The sequence below is a fragment of the Roseobacter sp. EG26 genome (assembly GCF_049830555.1).
In the GTDB taxonomy this organism is placed as follows: domain Bacteria; phylum Pseudomonadota; class Alphaproteobacteria; order Rhodobacterales; family Rhodobacteraceae; genus Roseobacter.
Genome location: NZ_JBNBLH010000001.1, coordinates 686,019 through 709,546 on the forward strand (window position 1 = coordinate 686,019; position 23,528 = coordinate 709,546).

A 23,528-nucleotide genomic window follows, 5' to 3' on the forward strand; every position below is an offset into this window, starting at 1 on the left:
TTGGATTTTGCCGCATCAGAGGAACAAACCGCAATTTTTGATATGGCCTTTGCATTTGGGCAAGAGCATATCGCTCCGTTTGCGCGTGAGTGGGAAACCCTGGGCACAATACCCAAGGAGCTTTGGCCACAGGTGGCCCAGCTTGGGCTTGGCGGCATCTACGTGTCGGACGCCTACGGTGGCTCGGGATTGAGCAGGCTGGACGCCACGCTCGTGTTCGAGGCGCTGTCGATGTCTTGCCCGGCCGTGGCCTCTTTTTTGTCGATACACAATATGTGCGGGGGCATGATCGACAAATTTGGCTCGGAAGAAAGCAAGGAAAAATGGCTGCCCGGAATGTGCCGGATGGACACGATCTTTTCCTACTGCCTGACCGAACCGGGCTCCGGGTCCGATGCGGCGGCTTTGAGAACCCGTGCAGCCCGCACCAATGAAGGATACGTGCTCAACGGATCGAAGGCCTTCATCTCGGGCGGTGGATATTCCGATGCTTATCTGAGCATGGTGCGAACCGGAGAGGATGGGCCCAAAGGCATTTCGGCCATCGTCGTTGAAGCCGGCAGTGACGGGTTGTCCTACGGCGGGCTGGAAAGCAAGATGGGCTGGCGCGCGCAACCCACGGCACAGGTTCAGTTCGATGATTGCGCGGTGCCTGCAGAAAACCTTATCGGCGACGAAGGTCGCGGGTTTTCCTATGCAATGGCCGGGCTCGACGGTGGTCGCCTCAATATTGCGGCTTCTGCTTTGGGCGGCGCGCAATCGGCGTTAAATGCGGCCCTTGCATATGCAGCTGAACGCAAGGCCTTTGGCAAATCCATCGATCAGTTTCAGGCGTTGCAGTTCAAACTGGCGGATATGGAGGTCAAATTGCAGGCTGCCCGTATCTTCTTGCGACAAGCGGCCTGGAAGCTCGACAGCCAGGCGGCGGATGCAACGAAATTTTGTGCAATGGCCAAGGTATTTGTGACAGATGTCGCCTTTGACGTCGCCAATGATGCGCTGCAGATACATGGCGGTTACGGTTATCTTGCGGACTATGGCGTCGAAAAAATTGTGCGTGACCTGCGCGTTCACCAAATCCTTGAAGGGACCAATGAAATCATGCGGTTGATCGTGTCGCGCCAGTTGATCGCAGAGCATGCCGCTTAAATCTTTGCTACGCTGCACGATCCAATTGATGGTTGCGTCCTCATCGCGTGAAACTCTTCGCGTATTAATTTTCGCTTCATGAGTCTTTGCCATACCTGAGTTTCAAGCGGGGTGACCCGCTTTTGCTTGGCACAGGATTTTGACGTGACAGGGCTCCACACAGAAACTGCTTTGTTTGGCACGGCAGCGCCGAAAAAAGTACTGATAGTTGACGATTCTCGCGTGATGCGGGCGTGGCTGCGGACGGTGCTCGCGTCTGATGCGAGACTTGAGGTTGTCGCCGAAGCCGCCAATGCCGTCGAAGCGCGCGATTTTTTGCGTTCAAATAGCGCGGACGTCCTGACTTTGGACATAGAAATGCCCGGCATGAGCGGGCTGGAATTCCTGACCAGGCTGATGCGGGCGCGGCCGATGCCGGTTGTCATGATGTCCAGCCTGACCGCAGCCGGAAGTGAGGCCGCTATTCAGGCTCTTTCTCGCGGCGCGATCGATTGCATGGTCAAACCTTCCAAACGTTTTGGCGAAGAATTGACTCAGGACATTTGTGAACGCGTATATCACGCGGCCTGCACGCGGCCAGGGCAGCTATCGAGCCGCGCTTCTTCTGCGCGCACGGCGCAGGATATTGATCAAAAAAACCTTGCGAGAAGTTCAAATCCTCCCTGTAGGCGAGGCGCCATTATTCTTATTGGTGCTTCGACCGGCGGGGTTGCTGCGCTTGAGACCGTATTACCCAACCTGGCTGCAAATGGTCCCCCGGTCGTCGTGGTTCAGCATATGCCCGGTAATTTTCTTCAAAGCTTTTCTGAGCGTTTGAACAGGCATCTTCCGCAGAATGTGTTTCTCGCCCGGGAGAATGTCGCCCTGCAACGCGGGGACATTGTGCTGGCTCCGGGAAACGGTCAGCATACGGAGATACGAAGGGTAAATGGCAGTTGGCATTGCTTTCATGTTCCTAATGATCCGCCAGCGCTACACTGTCCGTCTGTTGACGTTCTGTTTGCTTCCGCTGAAACCGAGGCGAAGCATGTTTCTGCGGCGCTTCTGACGGGGCTCGGTAAAGATGGCGCTGACGGCCTTCTTAAGCTTGCCAAAGCGGGTGCTGTAACATTCGGGCAGGACGAGGACACCTGCGTTGTCTACGGAATGCCGCGTGCCGCCAAAGCAATCGGTGCAGTGCAACAGGAAGTGCCGGTGGACAAAATCGGTCAAGCCATTGCCGAAAGTCATTCCGCCAAGCGGCGGTCGCCCCGACAAAGTCAAAGTACCCTGAGCTAATGTCGCTTCAAAATGTCCACATAACGCAAGGCGAGCAGGCGATAGGAAATAACCCGGATATGGTCATTAGTACATTGTTGGGGTCTTGCGTTTCTTGTTGCCTTTGGGATCCCCAAGCCGGGGTGGGCGGGATGAACCATATGCTCTTGACTTCGAGCACGTCAAAGGCGGGAGTTTGCAACCTCGCGGGCATCAATGCGATGGAACTGTTGATTAACGGGATTTTGAAATACGGCGGTCAACGGGACCGCCTCAGGGCAAAGGCTTTTGGTGGCGCTCGAATGGTTTCGGGATTGAGCGATATAGGTCAACAAAACAGTGAGTTTATTCTTCACTTTCTTGAGCAGGAGAACATCATTTGCGAGGGCCATTCACTGGGTGGGGAGACCGCCCGTCAGTTGAAATTCTGGCCGTCTAGCGGGAAGGTGATGCAAAAAGTTCGTGGAGATGCTGCAATAGAAACTTTGACAACGATTGATGTTGCGCCAGATATCGGCAACGAAATTGAGCTGTTTTAGTAACTTAGACGTCTTTTCTAGTTGCACCCCAAGTCGCTGATTCAAAATGCGTATTTCTGGTTCGTTCAATTTGTCGAAACTGTGAATCCAAAAGCGCGAAACTGACCCGGTGAACGTTTGACGTTTTCATAGATGTCGTGCGCTTTATCTGACCGGAGCCGCTTGCGATATCTGTTGATAACGGCCTGGAGTATGTCGGTAGCAGTTTCCAGAGCTGGGCCGAAAACGCTGGATTCGGGTTGATCTAAGCCCGGTTGAGTGAACCGCAGCAGAGAGCACATGCCGAAACTAAAAGCGAACCGTCTTTACTGAATGGCTTGGGCGGTAATCACTCCAACGGCATCGAGGAGGTCAAGATCACACCACGCGATGGCTCTGGGCTTGCAATAACGAAAGACGAAACAGGAGGATCGATGGCGTGACACCATATAGAAATTGAAAGCAGATTGCGTTTTACTAATGTACCTCCTTAATAACTAAGGGGATTGCCGCGTGGAAGCATTTTGCGTTCTGTACTTCGCGATGCGGCGCCCCGTTGAAGCACTAGTTGAAGCTGTTTTGACCACGACGCACAACGCTTTCTGGGTATATTCGCCGAGCATCGGCGGTATTTTGTATGCGCGTCCGTTGCTCAGCTTGCTGTGAACAAGGTCGATGCTCCAGATGGAGTTAGGGTGTTGCGGTTGCAGCCGGATGATCGAACTGTCCTTCTGGTATCTTCACCCGAATACCATTTCCGGACTATCAATTTCGTCTCGAAAGCCAAATCAACTTTGGCAGAGTGCTAGGGGACTAAGACAGCGTTAACGGAAAGGGTCAATCGAAAGACAGGCTAATCGCGGAGCTTGGATCACAGAAAATTCGCTGCATTGTAGAATGATCCGGCCGGGTCGAATTCTCTACTAGCTTAAGCCACATTCGGTTCTAAAGAATCTGACGACGCAAACGTTAGAATAGATCCAAATCACCCAAAGATTCTTGATCGTGACCGAACTGATTGGGCTCTTGACCATCGAGCAATAGGCGCGTTGTTCGTAGCTTTAGTTTGTCACCAATTGCTCCCAGCATACTCGCCGAAACGCTACATTTGCCGCAATCGCTTAGAAGCAACGTCATCAAGGCGAGATCTTCAAGTGATTGCCTTAGAAAGTCCAACGCCTGTAAATCTGTAATAGCGTTTTTGTTTGAAACCGAATTGTTCGACAGTGTTTGCCCAATTGCTTCTTCAATATCAAATACTTGACCTGCCAATTTATCCAAGTAACTGGAAAGCCTCCCAACGATTAAGCTTATGTGATCCGCTTGGGGTGTTTCGTTATGCATCTACAAGCGACCTACTACGGCTTCAATACAGTTTCGCAAGTTTGATTGCTCGAAAGGTTTTTTTAGATAGTTGTTCATTCCTAGTTTCTTGCCATGATCAACAATCTGCTGCTCTGCTCGGCCAGTAATTAATATGAAACCCACTCCCTTTGTTTTTGGAGAAGATCTAAGCTGATGCAACAATTGCAATCCATCCATTTGAGGCATGTTGTAGTCTGAAATCACAAGATGCACGGGGTGTGTTGCCAACGACTTCAACGCATCGACTCCGTTTTCTGCGGTCGAAACATTTCGAATCCCAAATGCGTCTAGAGCTTGCGTGATTAAACCGCGGCTTGTCGACATATCATCTACAACCATTATTCTTATTTGGTCACGCAGTGACATGATACTAATCCTTTAGACTGTTGGAGGAGCCGGCACCGAGAACGCTGGCGCGATATGTAGTTGGACCATCTGAAGCAAAGCCAAAAGATTCGGGGTTTGAAATCCTCTCGGAATGTCCAAGAAATAGAATTCCGGCAGGTCCGAGAACCTCTTTGAAGCGCGGCCAAAGAAGGTTTTGCGTAGGGACATCAAAGTAGATCACGACGTTTCGGCAGAAAACCACATCTATTCTTTGCGTAATAGGCCAATCTGACAAGAGGTTGAGTTCTCTATATCTAACCAGCTGCAATATTTTTTCGCTCGCCACATAGAAGCTGTCACCTTCACTTTCTGAACGTGTAAAGTATTTCTGCAGCAAGTCTTCCGGTATGTTTTCAACCAGGCGCTTCTGGTAGCTGGCTTTCTTCGCGAATTGGATAACGGACGGATCAATGTCGGTTGCCAGAATTCGCAAATCTAGCTCAGCAACTTCTATGGCAAGCTCTAGGAAAGTCATTGCGATGGAAAGAGCTTCTTGACCATTTGAGCAACCGGCGGACCAAACGCGAACGCGTCCACCTGAACGAAGTCTTGGCAGTAGTTCTGATTGAATGTGCCTTTTTAATATTTCAAAGTGGTGTTTCTCCCTGAAAAAATGCGAAACATTCGTGGTCAAGGCAGAAATCATGTGTCGGCGCTCGGTTTTGCCCTCCTCAGAACAAACGAAAGCGCTATAATTTGCGAAATCTTGCAAACCGAGTGCACTCAAGCGATGGCGCAAGCGCGACTGCAGCATCGAAGTCTTTTCAATAGCCAGTTGCAAACCGCTTTCTCGGTATGCAAGCTCCGCAAGAGCATTGAAACTATCGGTGTCAATTACGGTTTCAGAGGATGGCTTGTGCATTAGGCTGCTGTGCTTTGAACTGACATCACAATCGAACTCAAATCCAAAACCCGGATCATCCTTTCATCGATCAACGTTAGCGCACTTACGACATTTGTACTTCCGCTCGATTGCATCTCGGGGGGAGGTTGGAGATCTTCCGAAGTCAACGCAATGATATCAGAAACGGCGTCTACAAGCAGTCCTGTCATTACATCTTCGTGATTCACAACGATAATCACGTTTCGGTCTGTTTGTTTCTGGGGTTTAAGCCCCAGTCGTTCGGACAGATCCATGACCGGAAGGACAGTCCCGCGCAGGTTGATCACTCCCTTCATGTAACTTGGAGCGTGCGGAAGCGGCGTCGTACGTGTCCACCCTCGGATTTCTCGCACGGACATTATGTCGAGGGAATATTCTTGGTCTGCCAATTGAAAAGTGAGCAGCTCGATTGAATCTGACATATCTTTCTCGCTCATGCTGACGTTCCTGTTAGTGATTGCGCGGGTGGTGATCCGGTGGCGCAAATTGCGTTGGATATGATATCTGAGGCGTCGAGAATAAGGGCGATTTGACCATCGCCGAGGATGGTTGCCGCCGCAATTCCCGGTGCCCGATAGAAACTATCGTCCAACCCTTTGATGACAACTTGCCGTTGATCTTGAATGCTATCAATTATGAGTGCTGCACGTGATCCATCTTCATGCGCAATCAGTAGCACTACAGAACCCTCATAATCTGAGATTGGATCGCGATATCCAAGTTCCTTACCCAGATCGAACAGTGGAACGAACCCGCTGCGAACGCGAACAACGTGCGCGCCGGGGCGAACCATTTCGACATCGTCATTGGCCAGGGTTAAAGTTTCAATAACCACATTCAAGGGGAGTACGAGCGTTTCCTCGGCCACTTGAACCACCATGCCATCCAGTACAGCCAGGGTTAAAGGGAGAGAGATGGAGAAGGTCGTGCCAACGCCTGGTGTCGATGTAATCGTGATGCGCCCGCCCAATGATTGGATCGATGTCCGGACGACGTCCATACCAACCCCGCGGCCCGATAGATCTGAAACAACTGCTGCGGTAGAAAATCCTGGCAAAAATAGAAGGTTGTCAATTTCTGAATCGGACAGATTGGCGTCTTCAGGTATCAGACCCTTATCTATTGCGATTTGCAGCACCTTGGGGCGATTGATGCCCCCACCATCGTCCGAAACTTCAATGACGACGCGGCCTGAGCGATGGGCAGCGCTCAAATTCACACGACCCTGTTCGGATTTGCCTGCGGCCAAGCGATCTTCGGAGCTTTCCAAACCATGATCTACAGCATTTCGGATCATGTGGGTCAATGGGTCAGCAAGTCTTTCGATGACAGTCTTGTCGACTTCCGTTCCTTCGCCTTGAGTATGCAGCCGGACGTCTTTTCCGACCGCCGCTGATGCTTCTCTAACGATGCGAGACATTCGCTGGAAAAGCGATTTGACTGGCTGCGCGCGGATCATCATAACGCTGTCTTGAATGTCGCGGGTCAGACGTTGGAACTCTTCGAGACCATTCATTGCGTCGGAATGCGGCGAGAGACCTGAACTTTCGAGACTTTGTGACAGCATTGCCTGGTTGATTACCAATTCGCCAACAAGATTTACGAGGCGTTCGATGCGATCAAGATCCACTCTGACGACCGATTTTGCTGCTGCAGCAGGTGACGACTGTCTAGTGGTCGACGAGGCGGGTTTGGTATCCGGGAGCGTGGGTTTTTCGACTTCAGCAGTTCGCGGCAAGTCTTCGGTGCTGACTTCTGCTGAAGGGACAGGTTTTAGCGACACTGCGCTCGGTGCGGGCGTTGCATCTGCTTTTGTGCCTTCCAATGCAAGCTCGCCGGGCGTCTCGTCAATTGGCTCGTCACTTTCCAATACGATCGGATTCGTTTCTTCGGCCACTTGAGATATTTCTAAAACGCAAAGGCCCTCAACAAATTCGAAAGCGGCGTCAATTTCTGCTTCCTCAACGTCAGATTCCAACTCGACGGTCCAATAGAGGTAGGATTGCTCAGGAACCAAAACATCAAATTCGACCAGCTTGTCGGTGTGGCAAGTGACAATGCAATCGCCCATTTCATCCAATGAACGCAACATGTGAAACGGTTCATTACCCGTTTCAAAGAGCTCGTTCTCAGGGCGGAAGCTGATCTGATATTTATTGCGAGGTGCCGCAGGTAGATCTTCGAGGGGAGGCAATTCAGGCAGGTCGCTGTCTTCCACATCTCCACCCAGATCAAGATCCAGCGACAAAACGGCCGGTTGGAAGTCAATCTCTTCCTCTTCTGCTTCCTCATCTTCCGGTGCCCCGTCTTCGCCCAAGAGCCCGTTGAGGAGTGTCAGCAAGTTGGCGGTTTCGTCCTCGGGCAGGTCGCCATCATCCCGGCTGATACGTACAAGGTCAGAAAGATGGTCGGCGCATTGGAAAAAAATCTTCAATGCTTCGGCGTCGGGTGTCATGCGACCGGCGCGTACCTCGTCCAGGACGGTCTCGAAGCGGTGCGCAAATCTGACAAGCGCTTCGAGCCCAAATGCACCAGCACCTCCCTTTATCGAGTGGACAGCCCGAAAGACGATGTTGATTGTTTCAGGATCATCGTCGCCGTCATCCAGAGACTGGAGTCCGTCTTGCAAGGCCTCCAGCAGCTCTTCGCATTCAATGAAGAATGAGGCTCGAATCTCGGCCATTGGGTCATTTGGATCGGACATTGCTACCTCTTAACCAGCGACCATTTGCAGAGCTTTGATAAGCTTTGAAGGATCAAAGGGTTTGACGATCCAGCCTGTTGCTCCAGCGCTTCTGGCGCGAGCCTTGAGTTCCGGTGCCGCTTCGGTTGTCAGAACAAGGATGGGTGTAGCGCGGTGTTTGTCCTGACCTCGAACGGCATCAATGAAGCCGAAACCATCCATCCGCGGCATGTTGATATCCGTGATAATTGCATCGGGTTCTATGCCATCCAGAACTTCGATCCCGTGCACGCCATCGTCAGCGGTATGGACGTTAAACCCTGCTGGCAGTAAGGCCAGTCTGATCATATCGCGCATCGTACGGCTGTCATCGACAGCAAGTATTTCTAAGGTCATTGGCGTCCCCGGGTGATAATTTCAGGTGTCATGCCCATGACACGTAATTGATCAACAACGCGGTCGGAGGCGTTGATGAGCGAGACAGAGCGCCCAGCCGCTACAGCCTTGTCAGACGCGGAGATCAAGACTTGCAAACACAAGGCACCAAGATGCTTGACCTCGGAGAGATCCATGACGAGATCGCCATCCGTGTGCTCCTTGAGGGTCGTCATCAGCGCGGATGCAGCGGATAGATCAAGTCGGGCGGGTAGAGTGACGGGAGTGCTCATGACGTCCTCCCCAAGTCGCTAGAAAATTGTGGGTGCATCACTCTCTCCACATCGGCTGCTTTACTGGATGTCAGCGGTTGTAGATGGCAGTGCGTTAAAACTCGGTTACCCGCGAAAATCTTTTCCAAGAAAATCGGGCAACCAGCTTGTCAGGGTGATCCTTAACGACATCAAAAACGAAAAAAGCTCCGATGAATTTTCATCGAAGCTTCCTGTCGTGTGATTTCTGCGATCTTATGCGCGACGGCGCCGACCACCGGTGCGTCCGGCACGCCCTCTGCCTTCCTGGCCGGGTTTGGGCGCTTCTTTGTTGAAGGCAATCCAGGCCCCGCCGTGCGGGTCGTTATTGGTCAGGAAGTTGGCCGCACGAATGGCTTCCATTTCTTTACCCGGGCGTGGTTTGGTGGATCCCAGCCCGGTGAGCTGGCAGAAGAGTTCAAGATCCATGTCGTCAGGGAAAACCACGCCGGCCGCGATCAACTCAAGTTTCTTCGCCTCAATTTTCGCAGCCGGAACGGGCAGGGCAACCGGGTTCATGATCGCAGAGGTCATTCCTGCACCCATGGCCATCGGCAAAAACGCATTGTTGATCCCGTGACGATTCGGCAGACCAAAGGAGATGTTGGACGCCCCGCATGTGGTGTTGACGCCAAGCTCTTCGCGTAAGCGCCGCACCAGCGTGAACACCTGATGACCCGCCGTGGCCATCGCACCGATGGGCATCACCAGCGGATCAACAACGATGTCATGCGCGGGAATGCCGAAATCAGCTGCGCGTTCCACAATTTTCTTGGCGACGGCGAAACGCACATCCGGGTCTTCGGAAATACCGGTGTCGTCGTTGGAGATCGCCACAACCGGTACATTGTATTTCTTCACCAGCGGCAACACCAGTTCCAGGCGTTCTTCTTCACCGGTTACGGAATTGAGGAGCGGGCGGCCTTCGCAGGCTTCAAGCCCCGATTCCAAGGCACCCGGCACCGAACTGTCGATGCAAAGCGGTGCATCCACAATGGCCTGTACGCGCTCTACCAGTTCCTTCATCAGGGGCGGTTCGACGAAGTTGTTGTCCGCATAGCGGGTATCTTCGGCCATTTTATTGGTGAAAACCGCCCCGGAATTGATGTCCAGCACCGTAGCGCCTGCGGCAACCTGCGCGATCGCATCGGCCTCGACGGTTGAGAAATCCCCCGCTTCGAGCTCAAGCGCCAGTTTCTTGCGGCCTGTGGGGTTGATCCGTTCGCCGATCACGCAGAACGGCTGGTCAAAGCCGATGATGGCGGTCTTGCTTTTGGATTCGACAATAGTGCGGGTCATGAAGCTGTCCTTGGATCAGGCGTTTGCAGGGGTGGCAGCATCGCCACCATGTTGGATCGCCCAGGCGGCGTTGGTCTTGATGCCGCCCAAGGGGAAGAAGTGCACATTGGAAATGTTGAAGTCCGGGTGGGCGGCCTTGTGCGCGGCCAGTTCAGCGACCACCTCTGTGGGCTCATAAGGAAGCAACAGTTTGGTCACATCCATCGCGCGTTTTTGCAGCACCTTGAGTGACGGGCCGACACCGCAGGCAATGGCGAATTTGATCAGTGTCTGCAGCTTGGCAGGGCCCGCGATACCGATGTGAACGGGCAGGGTGATGCCCTCTGCCGCGAGATCATCTGCCCATTTGATGATGGGCTTGGCGTCAAAGGCGAACTGCGTGGCCAGCGCCATCTTGGCGTCCGTGCGGCTCTGGAAGTCGTTTTTCCATTTCAGGGCAGCGGTCACATTGGACATGGAGCCATCCGTATCAATGTCACGGTTGCCTTCGGGGTGGCCTGCAACATGCAGCCGCTCAAACCTTGCGGCATCAAAGAGGCCGGTTTCCATCAATTGCATGGAACTGTCAAAGTCGCCGTGCGGGCTGGCAACACCCCCCGCAAGCAGCAGCGCCTGTTTGACATCCGCTTCGCCCTGATACCGGGCGATCCAATCCGCAAGGGTTGCCTTGTCTTTGATGATACGTGCGGGGAAATGCGGCATCACCGGGAAACCATTGGCATTCAGGCGTTTGGCGGTTGCGATCATGTCCTCGATGGGGGTGCCTTCGATGTGGGCGACATAGACGCGTGTCCCTTTCGGCAACAGGTCGCGAAAGTTCTCCACTTTCTCGGCGGTGCGGGGCATCACCTCGATGGAATAGTCCTGCAAGAAGGCTTCGACCTGCGGATTGGCAGCATCGCCAACGGGAGCCTCTTTCTTTTTGAAGTTCAACAATGCCATCAGGCGTTCCTTTCGCGGAAGAAGGGTGTCGAAGATACTGGGCAGGGTCAGGCCCATCCGTCGTTGTTGATCAGCGCTTTGATGCGCTCCTTGTCGTATTCAGCGTCCAGTCTGGCGGCCTCAGCATCTGCCACGGCGTCAGGATCGCCCGCAACTTCGAACGGGGTCGCCTTGCGCCACTCAGCCAGATAAGCATCCGTGTCCTCTGCGCCAACCTTCATGGCCGCCCGGTCAATGGCCTGCTCGAAACGCTCTGGCAGTTGTCGCTTGGACCCGCGACGCCCTTTACCCACAATCACCTGGGCCGGAATATCGCGCCAATAAACAATCGTGACGTCAGGCATTCGCTGATTCCTCTCGAACTCTTTCCGCCTGTCTAATGGTACATAGGTCCGTACCAATGCCGGTTTTCGACAGAACAACCTCTTTCCGCGACGTGACAGGGTCTATCGTAATCCGATGAAAACCGCGAGATCGGCTGATGCTCAAAATCTTGATAATGATGCTGAGGTTCGGTCGTGTTCAAAGTGACACGCTGAATTCGCGCGGGACACGAGAGAACGGTCTGACAGACACTGGAAATGCGCGCGATGTCTCACGACAACTTGCGCGCAAAGACCATAGCCGCTAGCCTGATCCCAACTCGAAATGAAAGGCGCGTAAGATGGCGCCACAGCGTCCCAAAGGTGCGGGCGCGCTCGAACAAAAGACGGCTCTGAGCCCCGCGCCAGTTCCGCCCCGGTCAGGAGAGCTTTATGCCGCCTTGGATCTGGGCACAAATAGCTGCCGCATGTTGATCGCCCAACCGAAGGGCAATGGTTTTCATGTGGTTGATAGCTTCTCCAAATCCGTCCAATTGGGGGCGGGGCTGGAGAAAACCGGGCGTTTGTCGCGCGGTTCCATGACGCGTACCATACAGGCTTTGCGGATTTGCCAGCAGAAACTGCGGCGCAACAAGGTGCGGCGCATGCGGCTGGTAGCGACCGAGGCCTGCAGACGGGCCTTGAACGCTGATGAATTCATCAAGCGCGCGCATCGCGAAACCGGGCTGCGTCTGGATATCATCGAACCGCAGGAAGAAGCGCAACTGGCCGTGATCTCCTGCGCGCCACTTGTGGGGCGTTCTACCGAAAACCTGTTGGTTGTCGATATTGGGGGGGGATCAACAGAACTGGTCTGGATTGACCTGACGGATGTGCCCAGAAATGACCGGCCCCAGTCGATCATGCGTTTGCACAGTGGTTTCAAGCAGGTCGTGTCGGAGTTGCCGGCCGCCCGTGTGGTTGACTGGATCTCAGTCCCGCTTGGGGTGGCCACCCTACGCGACCAGTTCAACGATGTCGAAGACGATGCGGCGCGGTTTGCCCTGATGAGCTGGTTCTTTGAGGAAAATCTTGCGGATTTCACCCCCTATCATGACACCCAGCCACATGAGAAATTCCAGATCGTCGGCACCTCCGGAACGGTCACGACTGTGGCGGCAAGCCATCTGGGCCTCAAGCGCTATGACCGCACCAAGGTCGACGGGCTGCATATGACAACCGAGCAGATTGACCGTGTGATCCGGTCGTATCTGGCGCTGGGTCCTGCCGGGCGGCGTGCTGATCCGCGCATTGGTCAGGACCGACAGGCCCTGATCATGTCGGGGGCTGCGATCCTTCAGGCGCTGATGAGGTGCTGGCCCACGGACAGGCTGTCAGTTGCGGATCGTGGTTTGCGCGAGGGCCTGCTATACGCGCAGATGAGTGCGGATGGCGTGCTGGAAGACGGAGATTTCTGATGGCCAAAACACCCAGTGGCAAAAACACCTCCGGTCGCGGGCAACGTGAGCTTAAGGTCAAGGTGAAATCCGCGCGGGGTCGCAAGCTGAGCTCGACACGGTGGTTACAACGGCAATTGAACGATCCTTATGTCAAACGTGCCAAGGCGGAAGGCTACCGGGGCAGGGCAGCCTTCAAGATCATGGAACTTGACGACAAATATCGCTTTCTGGTGCCGGGCGCGCGCGTGGTCGATCTGGGTGCGGCCCCCGGCGGCTGGTGTCAGGTGGCTGTCAAACGCGTGAATGCGTTGGGGGAGAAATCGGGCAAGGCCGTGGGGACGATTCTGGGCATTGATCTTCAGGAAATGGAACCGATTGCGGGGTGCGATCTTTATCAGCTCGATTTCATGTCTGACGATGCGGACCTACAGGTCAAGGAGTGGCTGGGCGGGCGTGCTGATGTCGTCATGTCGGACATGGCGGCCAGCAGTTCGGGGCACAAACAGACCGACCATTTGCGGATCATCGCCTTGTGCGAGGCCGCCGCCTATTTCGCTTTTGACGTCCTGGATGAAGGCGGCACCTTCGTGGCGAAGGTCCTGGCCGGGGGGGCAGAGGGTGAATTGCAGAAGCTTTTGAAGCAGCGATTCTCCAAGGTTGCCAATATCAAACCGCCGTCCTCCCGTGCGGATAGTTCGGAAAAATTCGTTGTGGCGACAGGCTTTCGGGCCGAAGCGTAAACGCCGCTCTCAATCCTTTACCTGCCGTTAAATGTGTTCTGCTTAGCGTATGGGCATTGGCCGCACCAATGTGGTGAGCCTTCGCTATTAAGGAACCCGAACTATGATCCGCACATTCTTACTTTCAGCGCCGCTGGTCGCAGCGGCTGGCCTGGCATATGCCGTGGACGCCCCGCCGGCGATGAAAGCCTTTGTTGAAACCGACATAATGGACTGGGCGCAATCTGCTCAGGTAACCGATGCGATTGCCGCGCAGAATATCGAAACGAATGGTGCGTCGATCACTCAGATCGAAGAGTGGGACACAGCTTGGCGTGCGCAGGTTGGGCAAGACCAACAACCTCTCATTGACGAAGTCATGGGCCGCGAACTTTCCGTCACTCTGGGGGAGCGTGTTGCCGCCTCCGGTGGGCGCATCACCGAAATTTTCATCATGGATGCCCTGGGATTGAACGTTGCAGCAAGCGGCGTCACCTCGGATTACTGGCAGGGCGATGAGGATAAACATGCAAAAACTTACGGTATGGGTGCTGGTTCCGTCTTTGTGGACGAAGTCGAGTTCGACGAAAGTTCACAGACTTATCAGGGGCAGGTATCCTTCGCGATCACCGATCCCGACAGCGGCGATGTGATCGGCGCGATGACCGTAGGCCTGAATGCAGAAGCCTTCTTTTGAAATACTATTGGCAGGCGCGTTCAGACCCGCGCCTGCAATGACCGCGTGGCCGCTTGCTGAAGCTGGGCGACTTGCTCGGTTGTAATCTCGCTAAAATCAGCTTCCCTCAGACGTGCAACCGCAGTATCAGCCTGATTTTTTTGCCGGATCAGCTCGAATAATTTCATGTGGCGCGGATCACGATCATCGTAGGTTTGGGACATCATTTCATCCAACAGGGTTATTTTGGATCACTTCTAGACGGTGACTGCGGCTGCGATTGGGCGGGATCTGGGCGCTAGGACGTCAAATTGCGATTCCATGAGACGTGCGCCAAAACCCGCTCTGATCTGTAACCCAAGGTAGAGCGCACCCCGTCAGGGCGCTGCCTGAGGCAAATGGGCAGCACCAAAGTACAAGATTTGGTTAAAGTTCGGATTTCCCGATGCATCTTTATTGGGTTATGGTGCCGTAATTTCATAAGGCGCGGACGCAAAGAATCCGCTGGCTCGCATGGGGGTGCGGCACATCGAAAAGTCGATCTTTCAATTTATTTGGAAGCACTCAAAGCGCGACCAATTGATCCTGTTGATCTTTACCTGCGCGTTGTTTCCTTTCTTGTACCTGACGCTGGAATTGCCCAAGCGCATCATCAACGATGCGATCGGTTCGGTGAGCAATCAGATTGAAGTCTTCGGTATCGTCATCAGCCAGGTTGGATTTCTGGCGCTGCTATGTGCCGCATTCCTGGGGTCCGTGCTGATGCATGGGTTGTTGAAAATGCGGATCAACACCATGAAGGGCATCCTGTCCGAACGGTTGTTGCGACGCCTGCGCTATACTTTGATCTCGCGGATGCTGCGGTTTCCCAAACCTTACTTCCGCAGAACTTCGCAAGGTGAACTTGTGGCGATGATCACCGGCGAGACGGAACCGATGGGCGGGCTTATGGGGGACGCGTTGACCCAACCCGTCCTGCAGGCGGGCCAAATGATCACCATCCTTGTCTTCCTGTTTTTGCAAAGCGTCTGGTTCGGGCTTGCCGCCGTTGCCCTGATCCCGCTGCAGGCCTGGCTGATCCCGAAACTGCAGCGCCAGATCAATCTGATGAACAAACAGCGCATCAAGGAGGTCCGGCAACTCGCGGCTCTGATCGGCGAAAGTGCGCAGGGTGCCTCCGATCTGCGCATCCACGGCGGCTGGAGATACCGGCTCGCCCTGATCAGCGAGCGCCTGGGGATCGTTTTCAATATCCGGCTGAAGATCTACAAGAAGAAGTTTTTCATGAAGTTCATCAACAACTTCATCACTCAACTGACGCCTTTCCTCTTTTTCTCAGTTGGCGGCTATCTTGTCATTCAAGGGGCCGTGTCGCTCGGCGCTCTGGTTGCCGCATTGGCAGCCTACAAGGATTTAAGTTCGCCGTGGAAGGAATTGCTGACCTATTACAATCAGTCTCAAGATATGGGTCTGCGCTGGGAAACCGTCACCGAAAAATTTTCGCCAGCCACGGTAGTTGACGAGAAACTGATGCAGGGTGGGCCGGAGGAAATTCCCGGATTGGCAGGAACGATCGAGCTTCGGGATGTGACCGTCACGGATATGGACGGGAACCCGGTGCTTGAACATATCACCGCTGCCTTTGGAAAAGGGACCTTAGTGGCCATAGAGGCACCAAGCGACGAAGACCGTCAGGCGCTGGCAGGTGTTTTGACCAGAGAGGTGCTGCCAGCAACAGGCGAGGTCGTGATGGCGGGGCATGACTTGACGCAATTGCATCAGACCGTCGTTGCCAACCGGATAGGGCATGCCAACACTCGCCCTGTGCTTTTTCGGGGCTCCTTTGGGGACAACACAATGATGTCGCTGAAGCAAGAACCCCAATCGGACAGCATGACCGTGCCCCATGCGACTGCAATGGAAGCGCAGGCGGCGGGTAACAGCGCTGACGCAACGGAGGCGGAATGGCTTGATCCCTCGCTTGCAAATCTCTCGACCCGGGCCGAGGTTCAGAGCTGGTGGCTGACATTGCTGGATACCATGGGCTCAGGCGGGGCGTTTTTCCGGCGTTCACTGGATCAGAAAACCGATCTGTCGGAACATACCGAACTTGCGCGCGGACTTGTCGCAGTCCGTCCGAAGGTCTGGGAGGCGATTGTCGAGGCCGATCTGGCGCGGCATGTGCATCGCTTTGACCCGACGACATACAATCCCGCGCTTCCGGTGATCAACAACCTCCTCTTTGCGACCATGAGGCGACCGGTGACGCAACAGGAGCTTGTCAGCCAGGCCGATCTGCGTGATCTGATGCGGAAACTGGGGCTCGAAGCGGGGCTGGTTGAATTCTCTGCGGATGTTGTCGAGCTGTTGAACCAGATTTTTGGCACGGACGGCACAGAACATCCTCTTTTCCGCAAATTGGGCCTCGATCCGGCTCTGTTTGAAGACTCGGTCCAGTCGTTGCGAAAACGCGCACAGACCCCGAGCGGAGAGATTGATGCCGCCGCAAGGGCCAGGTTGATGTCCGTGCTTGCGCAAATCACGGCGGAGCAGATCGGTCCGGCCTTTTCGGACGCGATGAAAGAGAAGGTTCTCGAACTTCGTGCGGACTACGGGCTGAGCATCCGCGAAGGCCTGGGCGATCTCTATGCCCCTCTCAACGCCGCCACCGTGGCACCCGGTCTTTCCGTTTTGGAGAACGCCATCTTTGGCAAGGTTTCCGACAGCGCCGGTGCGCGCGCCGATGATCTGAGAAAAATTGTGTCGGATGTTTTGCAGGCTGAAGGGTTGAAGGCTGAAGTAATGGCGCTGATGTATGATTTCGAACTGTCTCTTGGCGGCGAAAATCTCCCGACGGCTTTCGTCGAGCCCTTGGCCATCAGCCGCGCTGTTGTCAAACGACCGGATGTGTTGGTGCTCGAACAGGTCTTGTCTGGTTATGATACCAAGCTTCGCGACGAGGTGATTACGAAGCTGCGCACGCTGCTGCCAGACACGACCATCATCCTGCTGGGAGAAGCCTTCGACGATCCGGATCAATACGATGTTTTCCTTGAAATCAAGCAGGGCCGCATGGTGTCTGCGAGCCAGGTTGATGAGGATACGGAGGACGGTGCCGCAGGCGCAGATTTATTGCGTAAGGTCAGGGCCCTGGAGGCTACGACCCTGTTTTCCGGAATGAGTCGCAAGCAGTTGCGATTGCTTGCTTTCGGCGCGAAATGGTACACGGCAGCAGCAGGAGACGTCATCTTCAACAAGGACGACGATCCCCGAGATGGCGCCTACATGATCCTGTCCGGGGCGGCGGAGCTTCTCAACCCTGAAAATGGCGCGCGGGAAACCCATGTCGCCATGGTGGGACCGGGGACGCTTGTGGGAGAGCTGGGTCTGATCCGGAATGTACCACGTGCATTGACGATGCGCGCCGAAACCGACGTTGAAGCCTTGCGTCTCGGGGCAGAAGAATTCCTCGCAGTTGTGGAAAACGATGCCGCGACGTCCTTCAAGCTATTGCAGGTCGTTGCAGGTTACACCGCCTGAACTGCTGTCGTTGTATCTTGACGTACTACGAACGGGCGCTTTTCAACTTGCTGATCCGGACAGAGACACCGAAAAATTGAAGCAAACGATCAGGAGAATTTTGCCATCTCCTTAAAAGTTTCAATCCATGTTTTAACGATTTGATGAGCGTCCCTTGGGTATGCTTCCGAGGGGGTTCGGGATGATCTTTTGAATGCGATGGTTGGTCTTATGCGTGTAATCTGGTTTCTTTTGGTTTGTTGTTTTTCGGGGCAGTCCGTTGCGGGTGAGAAGCTGCGTATCTACATTGATGCCGACTACTCCATGGCACGCCCGGCGGCTGAAGCCATCGAATTGGGGGTCCGGACGGCGATGTCCGAAGTGGCAAACCGGGTTGGCAACTTTGAGATAGAGATTGTTCCAAAAGATCACCGCGCGAATTCAAAGCGATCTTATTCCAATTTGAGGGCCTTTACGCAGGACCCAACCGGGATCGCGGTGATCGGCGGGGTCCATTCACCTCCCTATCTGACGCACCGCCAGGACATCAACGAAAGCGGTATTCCACTTCTATTGCCCTGGTCTGCGGCGGGACCAATCACCAGACCAGACGACGATCAGCTAAACTGGATTTTCCGGTTGTCTGTCGACGACACAAAAGCGGGCCCGTTTCTTGTGGGACATGCGCTTAACAACATCGAGTGTGAGCAAACCGTCTTGCTGTTGGTTGACACCGGATGGGGACGCGCCAACCGCGTTACCATGGGTGACGCATTCCAAGCAGCTGGTGTGCCTGCGCCGGTTGTTTTCATGTTTTCTTCCTCGCTTGGGCCTGCCAGCGCACGGACAATTGCTGAAAAAATCAAAATGACGAATGCGGATTGCGCGATCATGCTATCGAGGGCCCGCGAAGGAGCGCTTCTGGTCAACGAGCTTCATCAGCAATCTGCTGACATCCGGATCATCAGCCACTGGGGGATATTGTCCGGCGATTTCGTAGCGCAGGTGCCCCACAGCGTGCGCTCGGATTTGCAGATCGAAGTTCTGCAAACTTGCGGCCTTGAGGTCGAGGGCAAGGGCCGGGCGGAACTGGTTCAAGCACTCAAAAACGCCAGTACCGAAGTCCGGCCCTTCAAACGCTTGTCGGACGTTCCTGCGGCTACTGGCTTCGTGCATGGTTACGATCTGACAAGACTGCTCATTGCCGCCCTAAACAATGCGATGGAAATGGACGGTTGGGCAGATGGATCAATCGTTGATCGTCGCAATCTGTTTCGCAGCTCTCTGGAAAATCTGTCCGAACCGGTCGAAGGCATACTGAAAACCTACAACAGACCATTTGCGCCCTATAGCGATGCGTCTCAGGATGCACATGAAGCACTGGGACTACAGGATCTTTGCGTGGTGTCATTCTCCGAGTCCGGTCAGCTGGTTTTGTCCGAAACGGTGGAGCCTCATCAATAGATGCGAAAAGCCGTGTCCATAAACAAGGTCTTCTGGATTTTGTTGGCGTGCAGCTTTGCCTTTGCCTTGGCGACGGCTGCGGTTGCTGTCTGGGTCACGGCAAAGCCGTTTTTGGCCGAAACGCACAAGCGCGCTGTGATCAGCCAGGCCAAGCAGGAAGCGTCAAGGATCTATTCTGTTCTCGATCCCAGCGCATCATTGACTGTTTATCTGGCATCCGAACCATCGCTTTTGTCCTTTGTCATCGGCGATGTTACACGCGACGACGCATTTGTTGATCGTCTGCAAGATACCGTCGTCCCCGAAAACGTCTCCGAGTTTTTCGTCTTCGATTTTGAGGGAAGTGCGTTGAGCTTTCACATGGTATCGACAAGGTCACATTCTCTTGAGACAACCTCGGCTGCGGGTGAACTGGCCAGGGAGGTTCTGGAGACACAGACCCTTGCGATCAGAACAGTTGATACCTATCGGGCCGTGAACACCAGCTTTCAGGAGATACTGATTGCGGCACCGATCATGAATCAAGGCTTTGTCGAGGGCGTGCTGACATCTGTCTTGGAAGTGGATTTACGCCAGGATGAAGTCGGCCCCGGGCAAATCGCCATGCAGGCGCGCATTGTGGATGCGGATGATCCTTGGTCAGCTGATCTTGAGCGCCAGGATGCCATTGTCGTCCCGGTCGGGAAAACCGGGATGCAACTGGTATTGAACTCTCAGGGAACTTTATTCGCAACCATCGGTCAGGAATTGGTTCTCAAGGCAATTGTTGCAATATCCGCGGCACTGCTGTTGCCCTTCAGCATCTTTGGCTGGCTGGGGCGTCAAACGATTCTGCGCCCTCATGCGGAAGTCGAAAGGTCGCGCAATAAGCTTCGAGAGCAGCAAAAGGAGTTGAGTGAACTTGCATCAATTGCCCGAAAGGCAGAAGAAGCGATCCTGATCACTGACCTGGAAACGCGGATTATCTGGCATAATCCTGCATTTGAACGAAGATCTGGGTACAAAGCCAAGGATATCATCGGGAAAAAACCGACGAGCTTGTTGCAGGGTCCGGAAACCGATCCGGCAACCCGCGCCGAAATTCGCAAGGCTCTAGACGCGCGCGAACCAATCACGGTTGAACTGCTTAATTATCGGTTTGGAAGCGAAGAATATTGGATCAGACTGAGCATTTCCACTCTGTTTGATGACGAAGGTCAGGCTTATGGGTTTATGGCTATTTCAAGCGATATTACGGACCAAAAGAAATATGAGAAAAACCTGATTTCGACAACATCAGCCATGGAATGGCAGGCCCTGCATGACGAACTGACGGGATTGCCGAACCGAAGGTGTTTCAATGTCACGTTTGAAAAGTTATGCGCCGAAAAATCGGACGAGGCATCGATCGCGATTATTCGGATTGACTTGGATCATTTCAAGAATGTCAACGATACGATGGGGCATGAGGCCGGAGACGAGGTTTTATGCCGTGTCGCTCAGATTCTCAGGGAAGAGATCACGGAACACGACATTCCGGTGCGTATTGGCGGGGATGAGTTTATCGTTTTGTTGGGCAAAGACGGCTCCTTGGTGAATGCGCAAAGACTTGCGAACAACATGCTTTCGAGAATTTCGGAGCCCATGGATTACGAGGGTAAATCACTAAGTGTTGGCGCAAGTTTTGGTGTTGCAACCGAAGAATGCGAGCTCGTTGAAAAAGAGGATCTGGTTCGTGCGGCAGATGCGGCGCTCTATATCGCAAAGGAGCGCGGACGCAGCCAAGTTATCACTTACGGGCCCGCGGAACACGACAAAGTAGTCGAAGTCCGCGACGTCGCAGAGCAGATACGCCTTGGTCTCCAACGCGGTGAATTCGTGCCTTTCTACCAACCACAAATCGACGCTCAGACCCTGGAGGTGGTTGGCGTCGAAGTGCTGGCCCGTTGGGCTCAGCCAAATGGGAACGTTGTCTCTCCGGCCGGGTTTTTGGAAGTCGCCGAACAATTGTCCATGCTGACGACCCTTGATGCCATGGTCATGAACAAGGCACTTGAAGACGTGGCCGAACTGGAGCGGGAGCAGATTGCGCTGCCCAAGGTGTCATTCAATGTCACAGCCAGCAGGCTTTCCGACCCTGAGCTTCTGGTTGCCATAGATGCCCGCGAGTTCAAGGATACAAAAGTGTCTTTTGAAATCCTGGAATCCGTGTTTCTGGATGATCAGCCGGAGTACCTCGATTTCACCCTCGACCTACTTCGGGAAAAGGGGCTTTCGATTGAGATTGACGACTTTGGCTCGGGACATGCATCGATGATCAGCTTGATGCGCGTGCGTCCCGATGTGCTGAAGATCGACCAACGCCTGGTCTACGGTGCGCCACAAACAGAGGTCTGTCAAAACATGGTTCGGTCCATTATCGGGATAGCCGAATCCTTGCAGATTTCCGTTACGGCAGAAGGTGTGGAAACCTATATGCATGCTGAAATGATGCAATCAATGGGTTGTCAGACACTGCAAGGATTTCATTTTGCAGAGCCCATGTCGTTTGAGCATTTGAAAGATTTTCTCTCACCGACCGAAGAGCCTCAGCGAAAGCTCGGGTAGTCTCAAATTCCGAAGACCAGTTCTTTGGGCGAGAGGAGGGTATCCCGGGATGACGCAGGCCATCCCGGGAATTGGTTCAATGCGCGAATTTCCGGATTTCACCGGAGGCCAGCCGGGCTGAGTAAGACCGGAGTTCTTCGCGGACAATCGACATCAGGAAATACAACGCCGTGATGTTGACCACCGCCATTGCGAAGATCGCGGCATCCGAGAAGTCGATTACCGGCCCCAGGCTTGCCGCCGCACCGATCACGATGAAGACGCAGAAAATGATCTTGAATATCAGCTCTGCTGTCTTGCCTTCTCCGAAGAGATAGGTCCAGGCTTTCAGGCCGTAGTAGGACCATGAGATCATCGTCGAGAAGGCGAAGAGTACCACCGCAATCGCCAGCAGATAAGGGAACCAGCTGATCGAGGCGCCAAATGCAGCGGATGTCAGCGCAACACCGCCAACGCCACCTTCCGTTGCAATCGCATTACCTGCTTCGTTCAACACGTATTGGCCGGTTTCTGCATCAAAGATCAGTTGCCCGGAAATAGTGATGACGAGAGCCGTCATTGTGCAGATGACAACCGTGTCAATGAGTGGTTCCAGCAGCGAGACGAACCCTTCGGTGATTGGCTCTTTGGTTCGGACGGCGGAGTGCGCAATGGCTGCGGACCCAACACCCGCTTCGTTGGAGAAGGCGGCGCGCTTGAAACCCTGGATAAGAGCTCCCACAAATCCGCCGGCAACGCCAAGTCCCGTGAAGGCCCCTGCGAAGATTTGACCAAAGGCCCACCCGATCTTGTCGTAGTTCACAATCAGGATGATCAGCGCGGCACCGACGTAAAGAATACCCATGAAAGGCACAACTTTTTCTGTGACATTGGCGATGGATTTGATCCCGCCGACGATCACTGCAAACACAACGGCTGCAAAGACAAGGCCCGTGATCCAACCAGGGTAGTCCCCCACGATGCCCGCAATTTGAGCATGTGCCTGATTGGCCTGGAACATATTACCGCCACCCAGAGCACCTAGGATACAGAAGACCGAGAAGAGGATGGCAAGGGCACCTCCACCTGGCAAACCGCGTTCCTTGAAACCCTTGGAGATGTAGTACATCGGACCGCCTGACACGGTGCCATCGGGATATTCATTGCGATATTTCACGCCCAGCGTACATTCGGTGAACTTCGATGCCATGCCCAGTAATCCGGCAAGGATCATCCAGAAGGTTGCACCCGGCCCACCGATACCAACGGCGACCGCAACACCAGCGATGTTACCCAAACCCACGGTGCCCGAGAGTGCTGTCGCGAGAGCCTGAAAGTGACTGACTTCGCCTGCATCATTGGGATCAGAATAATCTCCTTTGACCAAAGAAATGGAATGGCCAAAATACCGCAGCTGCACAAAGGAAAAGTAGATGGTAAAGACTGATGCCGCGACCACCAACCACAACACGATCCAAGGGAAACTGGTTCCGGGCAGGGGGGCAAAAATCAGACTGACAAAAGGGCCGGTGAATTGCGCGAAAACACTGTTGACCTTTTCATCCAGTGACATCGCTTCCTGTGCATGGGCTGGCAATGCCGCACCCAATGCCGCTGCCGCAAGCAGCGCTCTATTCATAATTTTCATTGTTAT

Annotated in this window: 22 protein-coding genes; 9 read left to right on the forward strand and 13 right to left on the reverse strand. The window is 54.1% G+C overall.

The window, feature by feature from the left end:
• The 3 genes from ACOTTU_RS03420 to ACOTTU_RS03430 all read left to right on the forward strand — a co-directional run bounded on the left by ACOTTU_RS03420 (position 1) and on the right by ACOTTU_RS03430 (position 2,945).
• Positions 1-1,149 carry an acyl-CoA dehydrogenase family protein gene (locus ACOTTU_RS03420; protein ID WP_425656083.1) on the forward strand — a complete coding sequence of 383 codons (1,149 nt, stop codon included), beginning with the start codon at positions 1-3 and terminating at the stop codon, positions 1,147-1,149.
• A gap of 126 nt (positions 1,150-1,275) precedes the next feature.
• Entirely contained in the window at positions 1,276-2,427 is a 1,152-nt protein-coding gene (gene cheB, locus ACOTTU_RS03425; protein ID WP_298912257.1) for a chemotaxis-specific protein-glutamate methyltransferase CheB, read from the forward strand.
• 131 nt (positions 2,428-2,558) lie between these two features.
• Complete coding sequence (locus tag ACOTTU_RS03430) at positions 2,559-2,945, forward strand: chemotaxis protein CheD (RefSeq protein WP_425656084.1); 387 nt, start codon at positions 2,559-2,561, stop codon at positions 2,943-2,945.
• Positions 2,946-3,010: 65 nt separating this feature from the next.
• Here ACOTTU_RS03430 and ACOTTU_RS03435 read toward each other — a convergent pair whose 3' ends face one another.
• The 11 genes from ACOTTU_RS03435 to ACOTTU_RS03485 form a co-directional block, all read right to left on the reverse strand.
• Positions 3,011-3,226, reverse strand: coding sequence for a hypothetical protein (locus ACOTTU_RS03435; RefSeq protein WP_425656085.1), 216 nt, complete (start codon positions 3,224-3,226; stop codon positions 3,011-3,013).
• A 667-nt stretch (positions 3,227-3,893) separates the two neighbouring features.
• Positions 3,894-4,268 (reverse strand): hypothetical protein, encoded by a 375-nt coding sequence (locus tag ACOTTU_RS03440; RefSeq protein ID WP_425656086.1) that lies wholly within the window; start codon positions 4,266-4,268, stop codon positions 3,894-3,896.
• Positions 4,269-4,655, reverse strand: a complete 387-nt coding sequence (locus ACOTTU_RS03445) for a response regulator (protein WP_298912249.1) — start codon at positions 4,653-4,655, stop codon at positions 4,269-4,271. It lies immediately after the preceding gene.
• Positions 4,656-4,659: 4 nt separating this feature from the next.
• On the reverse strand, positions 4,660-5,538 hold the full coding sequence (locus ACOTTU_RS03450) for a CheR family methyltransferase (protein WP_425656087.1): 879 nt from the start codon (positions 5,536-5,538) through the stop codon (positions 4,660-4,662).
• Positions 5,538-5,996: a chemotaxis protein CheW gene (locus ACOTTU_RS03455; RefSeq protein ID WP_298912244.1), complete on the reverse strand. Its 459-nt coding sequence runs from the start codon at positions 5,994-5,996 to the stop codon at positions 5,538-5,540. The genes ACOTTU_RS03450 and ACOTTU_RS03455 overlap by 1 nt, the downstream gene beginning before the upstream one ends.
• The gene (locus ACOTTU_RS03460; RefSeq protein ID WP_425656088.1) at positions 5,993-8,263 is read right to left on the reverse strand and encodes a chemotaxis protein CheA; all 2,271 of its coding nucleotides are present in this window, start codon (positions 8,261-8,263) and stop codon (positions 5,993-5,995) included. Before ACOTTU_RS03460 ends, ACOTTU_RS03455 begins: the two co-directional genes overlap by 4 nt.
• 9 nt (positions 8,264-8,272) lie before the next feature.
• The gene (locus ACOTTU_RS03465; RefSeq protein WP_298912239.1) at positions 8,273-8,638 is read right to left on the reverse strand and encodes a response regulator; all 366 of its coding nucleotides are present in this window, start codon (positions 8,636-8,638) and stop codon (positions 8,273-8,275) included.
• On the reverse strand, positions 8,635-8,910 hold the full coding sequence (locus ACOTTU_RS03470; protein WP_298912236.1) for an STAS domain-containing protein: 276 nt from the start codon (positions 8,908-8,910) through the stop codon (positions 8,635-8,637). Before ACOTTU_RS03470 ends, ACOTTU_RS03465 begins: the two co-directional genes overlap by 4 nt.
• Before the next feature lie 234 nt (positions 8,911-9,144).
• Positions 9,145-10,227 carry a methyltetrahydrofolate cobalamin methyltransferase gene (locus ACOTTU_RS03475; RefSeq protein WP_298912233.1) on the reverse strand — a complete coding sequence of 361 codons (1,083 nt, stop codon included), beginning with the start codon at positions 10,225-10,227 and terminating at the stop codon, positions 9,145-9,147.
• Positions 10,228-10,242: 15 nt separating this feature from the next.
• Positions 10,243-11,169, reverse strand: a complete 927-nt coding sequence (locus ACOTTU_RS03480; protein WP_425656089.1) for a methylenetetrahydrofolate reductase — start codon at positions 11,167-11,169, stop codon at positions 10,243-10,245.
• Positions 11,170-11,216: 47 nt separating this feature from the next.
• A complete protein-coding gene (locus ACOTTU_RS03485) occupies positions 11,217-11,513 on the reverse strand; it encodes a virulence factor (RefSeq protein ID WP_425656090.1) in 297 nt (98 codons plus the stop codon).
• Positions 11,514-11,833: 320 nt separating this feature from the next.
• Between ACOTTU_RS03485 and ACOTTU_RS03490 the strand changes: the two genes are divergently transcribed.
• The 3 genes from ACOTTU_RS03490 to ACOTTU_RS03500 all read left to right on the forward strand — a co-directional run bounded on the left by ACOTTU_RS03490 (position 11,834) and on the right by ACOTTU_RS03500 (position 14,347).
• Entirely contained in the window at positions 11,834-12,949 is a 1,116-nt protein-coding gene (locus ACOTTU_RS03490; protein WP_298912224.1) for a Ppx/GppA phosphatase family protein, read from the forward strand.
• Entirely contained in the window at positions 12,949-13,671 is a 723-nt protein-coding gene (locus ACOTTU_RS03495) for an RlmE family RNA methyltransferase (protein WP_298912222.1), read from the forward strand. The genes ACOTTU_RS03490 and ACOTTU_RS03495 overlap by 1 nt, the downstream gene beginning before the upstream one ends.
• Positions 13,672-13,774: 103 nt before the next feature.
• Positions 13,775-14,347, forward strand: coding sequence for a hypothetical protein (locus tag ACOTTU_RS03500; protein ID WP_425656091.1), 573 nt, complete (start codon positions 13,775-13,777; stop codon positions 14,345-14,347).
• Between the two features lie 20 nt (positions 14,348-14,367).
• Here ACOTTU_RS03500 and ACOTTU_RS03505 read toward each other — a convergent pair whose 3' ends face one another.
• Positions 14,368-14,550 carry a hypothetical protein gene (locus ACOTTU_RS03505; RefSeq protein WP_425656092.1) on the reverse strand — a complete coding sequence of 61 codons (183 nt, stop codon included), beginning with the start codon at positions 14,548-14,550 and terminating at the stop codon, positions 14,368-14,370.
• Between the two features lie 289 nt (positions 14,551-14,839).
• On the opposite strand from ACOTTU_RS03505, the gene ACOTTU_RS03510 reads away from it, so the two are divergent.
• The 3 genes from ACOTTU_RS03510 to ACOTTU_RS03520 all read left to right on the forward strand — a co-directional run bounded on the left by ACOTTU_RS03510 (position 14,840) and on the right by ACOTTU_RS03520 (position 21,895).
• Entirely contained in the window at positions 14,840-17,866 is a 3,027-nt protein-coding gene (locus tag ACOTTU_RS03510) for an ABC transporter transmembrane domain-containing protein (protein ID WP_425656093.1), read from the forward strand.
• 210 nt (positions 17,867-18,076) lie between these two features.
• Positions 18,077-19,309, forward strand: a complete 1,233-nt coding sequence (locus ACOTTU_RS03515) for an ABC transporter substrate-binding protein (RefSeq protein WP_425656094.1) — start codon at positions 18,077-18,079, stop codon at positions 19,307-19,309.
• Positions 19,310-21,895 carry a putative bifunctional diguanylate cyclase/phosphodiesterase gene (locus tag ACOTTU_RS03520; RefSeq protein ID WP_425656095.1) on the forward strand — a complete coding sequence of 862 codons (2,586 nt, stop codon included), beginning with the start codon at positions 19,310-19,312 and terminating at the stop codon, positions 21,893-21,895. It abuts the gene before it with no gap.
• 76 nt (positions 21,896-21,971) lie between these two features.
• Here ACOTTU_RS03520 and ACOTTU_RS03525 read toward each other — a convergent pair whose 3' ends face one another.
• Positions 21,972-23,513, reverse strand: coding sequence for an alanine/glycine:cation symporter family protein (locus ACOTTU_RS03525; RefSeq protein ID WP_425656458.1), 1,542 nt, complete (start codon positions 23,511-23,513; stop codon positions 21,972-21,974).
• Between the last annotated feature and the right edge of the window lie 15 nt (positions 23,514-23,528).

Coding starts and splice junctions, on each gene's coding strand:
- ACOTTU_RS03430 (WP_425656084.1), top strand. CDS start 2,559: ATGAACCATATGCTCTTGACTTCGAGCACGTCAAAGGCGGGAGTTTGC.
- ACOTTU_RS03435 (WP_425656085.1), bottom strand. CDS start 3,226: ATGTGCTCTCTGCTGCGGTTCACTCAACCGGGCTTAGATCAACCCGAA.
- ACOTTU_RS03440 (WP_425656086.1), bottom strand. CDS start 4,268: ATGCATAACGAAACACCCCAAGCGGATCACATAAGCTTAATCGTTGGG.
- ACOTTU_RS03445 (WP_298912249.1), bottom strand. CDS start 4,655: ATGTCACTGCGTGACCAAATAAGAATAATGGTTGTAGATGATATGTCG.
- ACOTTU_RS03450 (WP_425656087.1), bottom strand. CDS start 5,538: ATGCACAAGCCATCCTCTGAAACCGTAATTGACACCGATAGTTTCAAT.
- ACOTTU_RS03455 (WP_298912244.1), bottom strand. CDS start 5,996: ATGAGCGAGAAAGATATGTCAGATTCAATCGAGCTGCTCACTTTTCAA.
- ACOTTU_RS03460 (WP_425656088.1), bottom strand. CDS start 8,263: ATGTCCGATCCAAATGACCCAATGGCCGAGATTCGAGCCTCATTCTTC.
- ACOTTU_RS03465 (WP_298912239.1), bottom strand. CDS start 8,638: ATGACCTTAGAAATACTTGCTGTCGATGACAGCCGTACGATGCGCGAT.
- ACOTTU_RS03470 (WP_298912236.1), bottom strand. CDS start 8,910: ATGAGCACTCCCGTCACTCTACCCGCCCGACTTGATCTATCCGCTGCA.
- ACOTTU_RS03475 (WP_298912233.1), bottom strand. CDS start 10,227: ATGACCCGCACTATTGTCGAATCCAAAAGCAAGACCGCCATCATCGGC.
- ACOTTU_RS03480 (WP_425656089.1), bottom strand. CDS start 11,169: ATGGCATTGTTGAACTTCAAAAAGAAAGAGGCTCCCGTTGGCGATGCT.
- ACOTTU_RS03485 (WP_425656090.1), bottom strand. CDS start 11,513: ATGCCTGACGTCACGATTGTTTATTGGCGCGATATTCCGGCCCAGGTG.
- ACOTTU_RS03490 (WP_298912224.1), top strand. CDS start 11,834: ATGGCGCCACAGCGTCCCAAAGGTGCGGGCGCGCTCGAACAAAAGACG.
- ACOTTU_RS03495 (WP_298912222.1), top strand. CDS start 12,949: ATGGCCAAAACACCCAGTGGCAAAAACACCTCCGGTCGCGGGCAACGT.
- ACOTTU_RS03500 (WP_425656091.1), top strand. CDS start 13,775: ATGATCCGCACATTCTTACTTTCAGCGCCGCTGGTCGCAGCGGCTGGC.
- ACOTTU_RS03505 (WP_425656092.1), bottom strand. CDS start 14,550: ATGTCCCAAACCTACGATGATCGTGATCCGCGCCACATGAAATTATTC.
- ACOTTU_RS03510 (WP_425656093.1), top strand. CDS start 14,840: ATGGGGGTGCGGCACATCGAAAAGTCGATCTTTCAATTTATTTGGAAG.
- ACOTTU_RS03515 (WP_425656094.1), top strand. CDS start 18,077: ATGCGTGTAATCTGGTTTCTTTTGGTTTGTTGTTTTTCGGGGCAGTCC.
- ACOTTU_RS03520 (WP_425656095.1), top strand. CDS start 19,310: ATGCGAAAAGCCGTGTCCATAAACAAGGTCTTCTGGATTTTGTTGGCG.
- ACOTTU_RS03525 (WP_425656458.1), bottom strand. CDS start 23,513: ATGAATAGAGCGCTGCTTGCGGCAGCGGCATTGGGTGCGGCATTGCCA.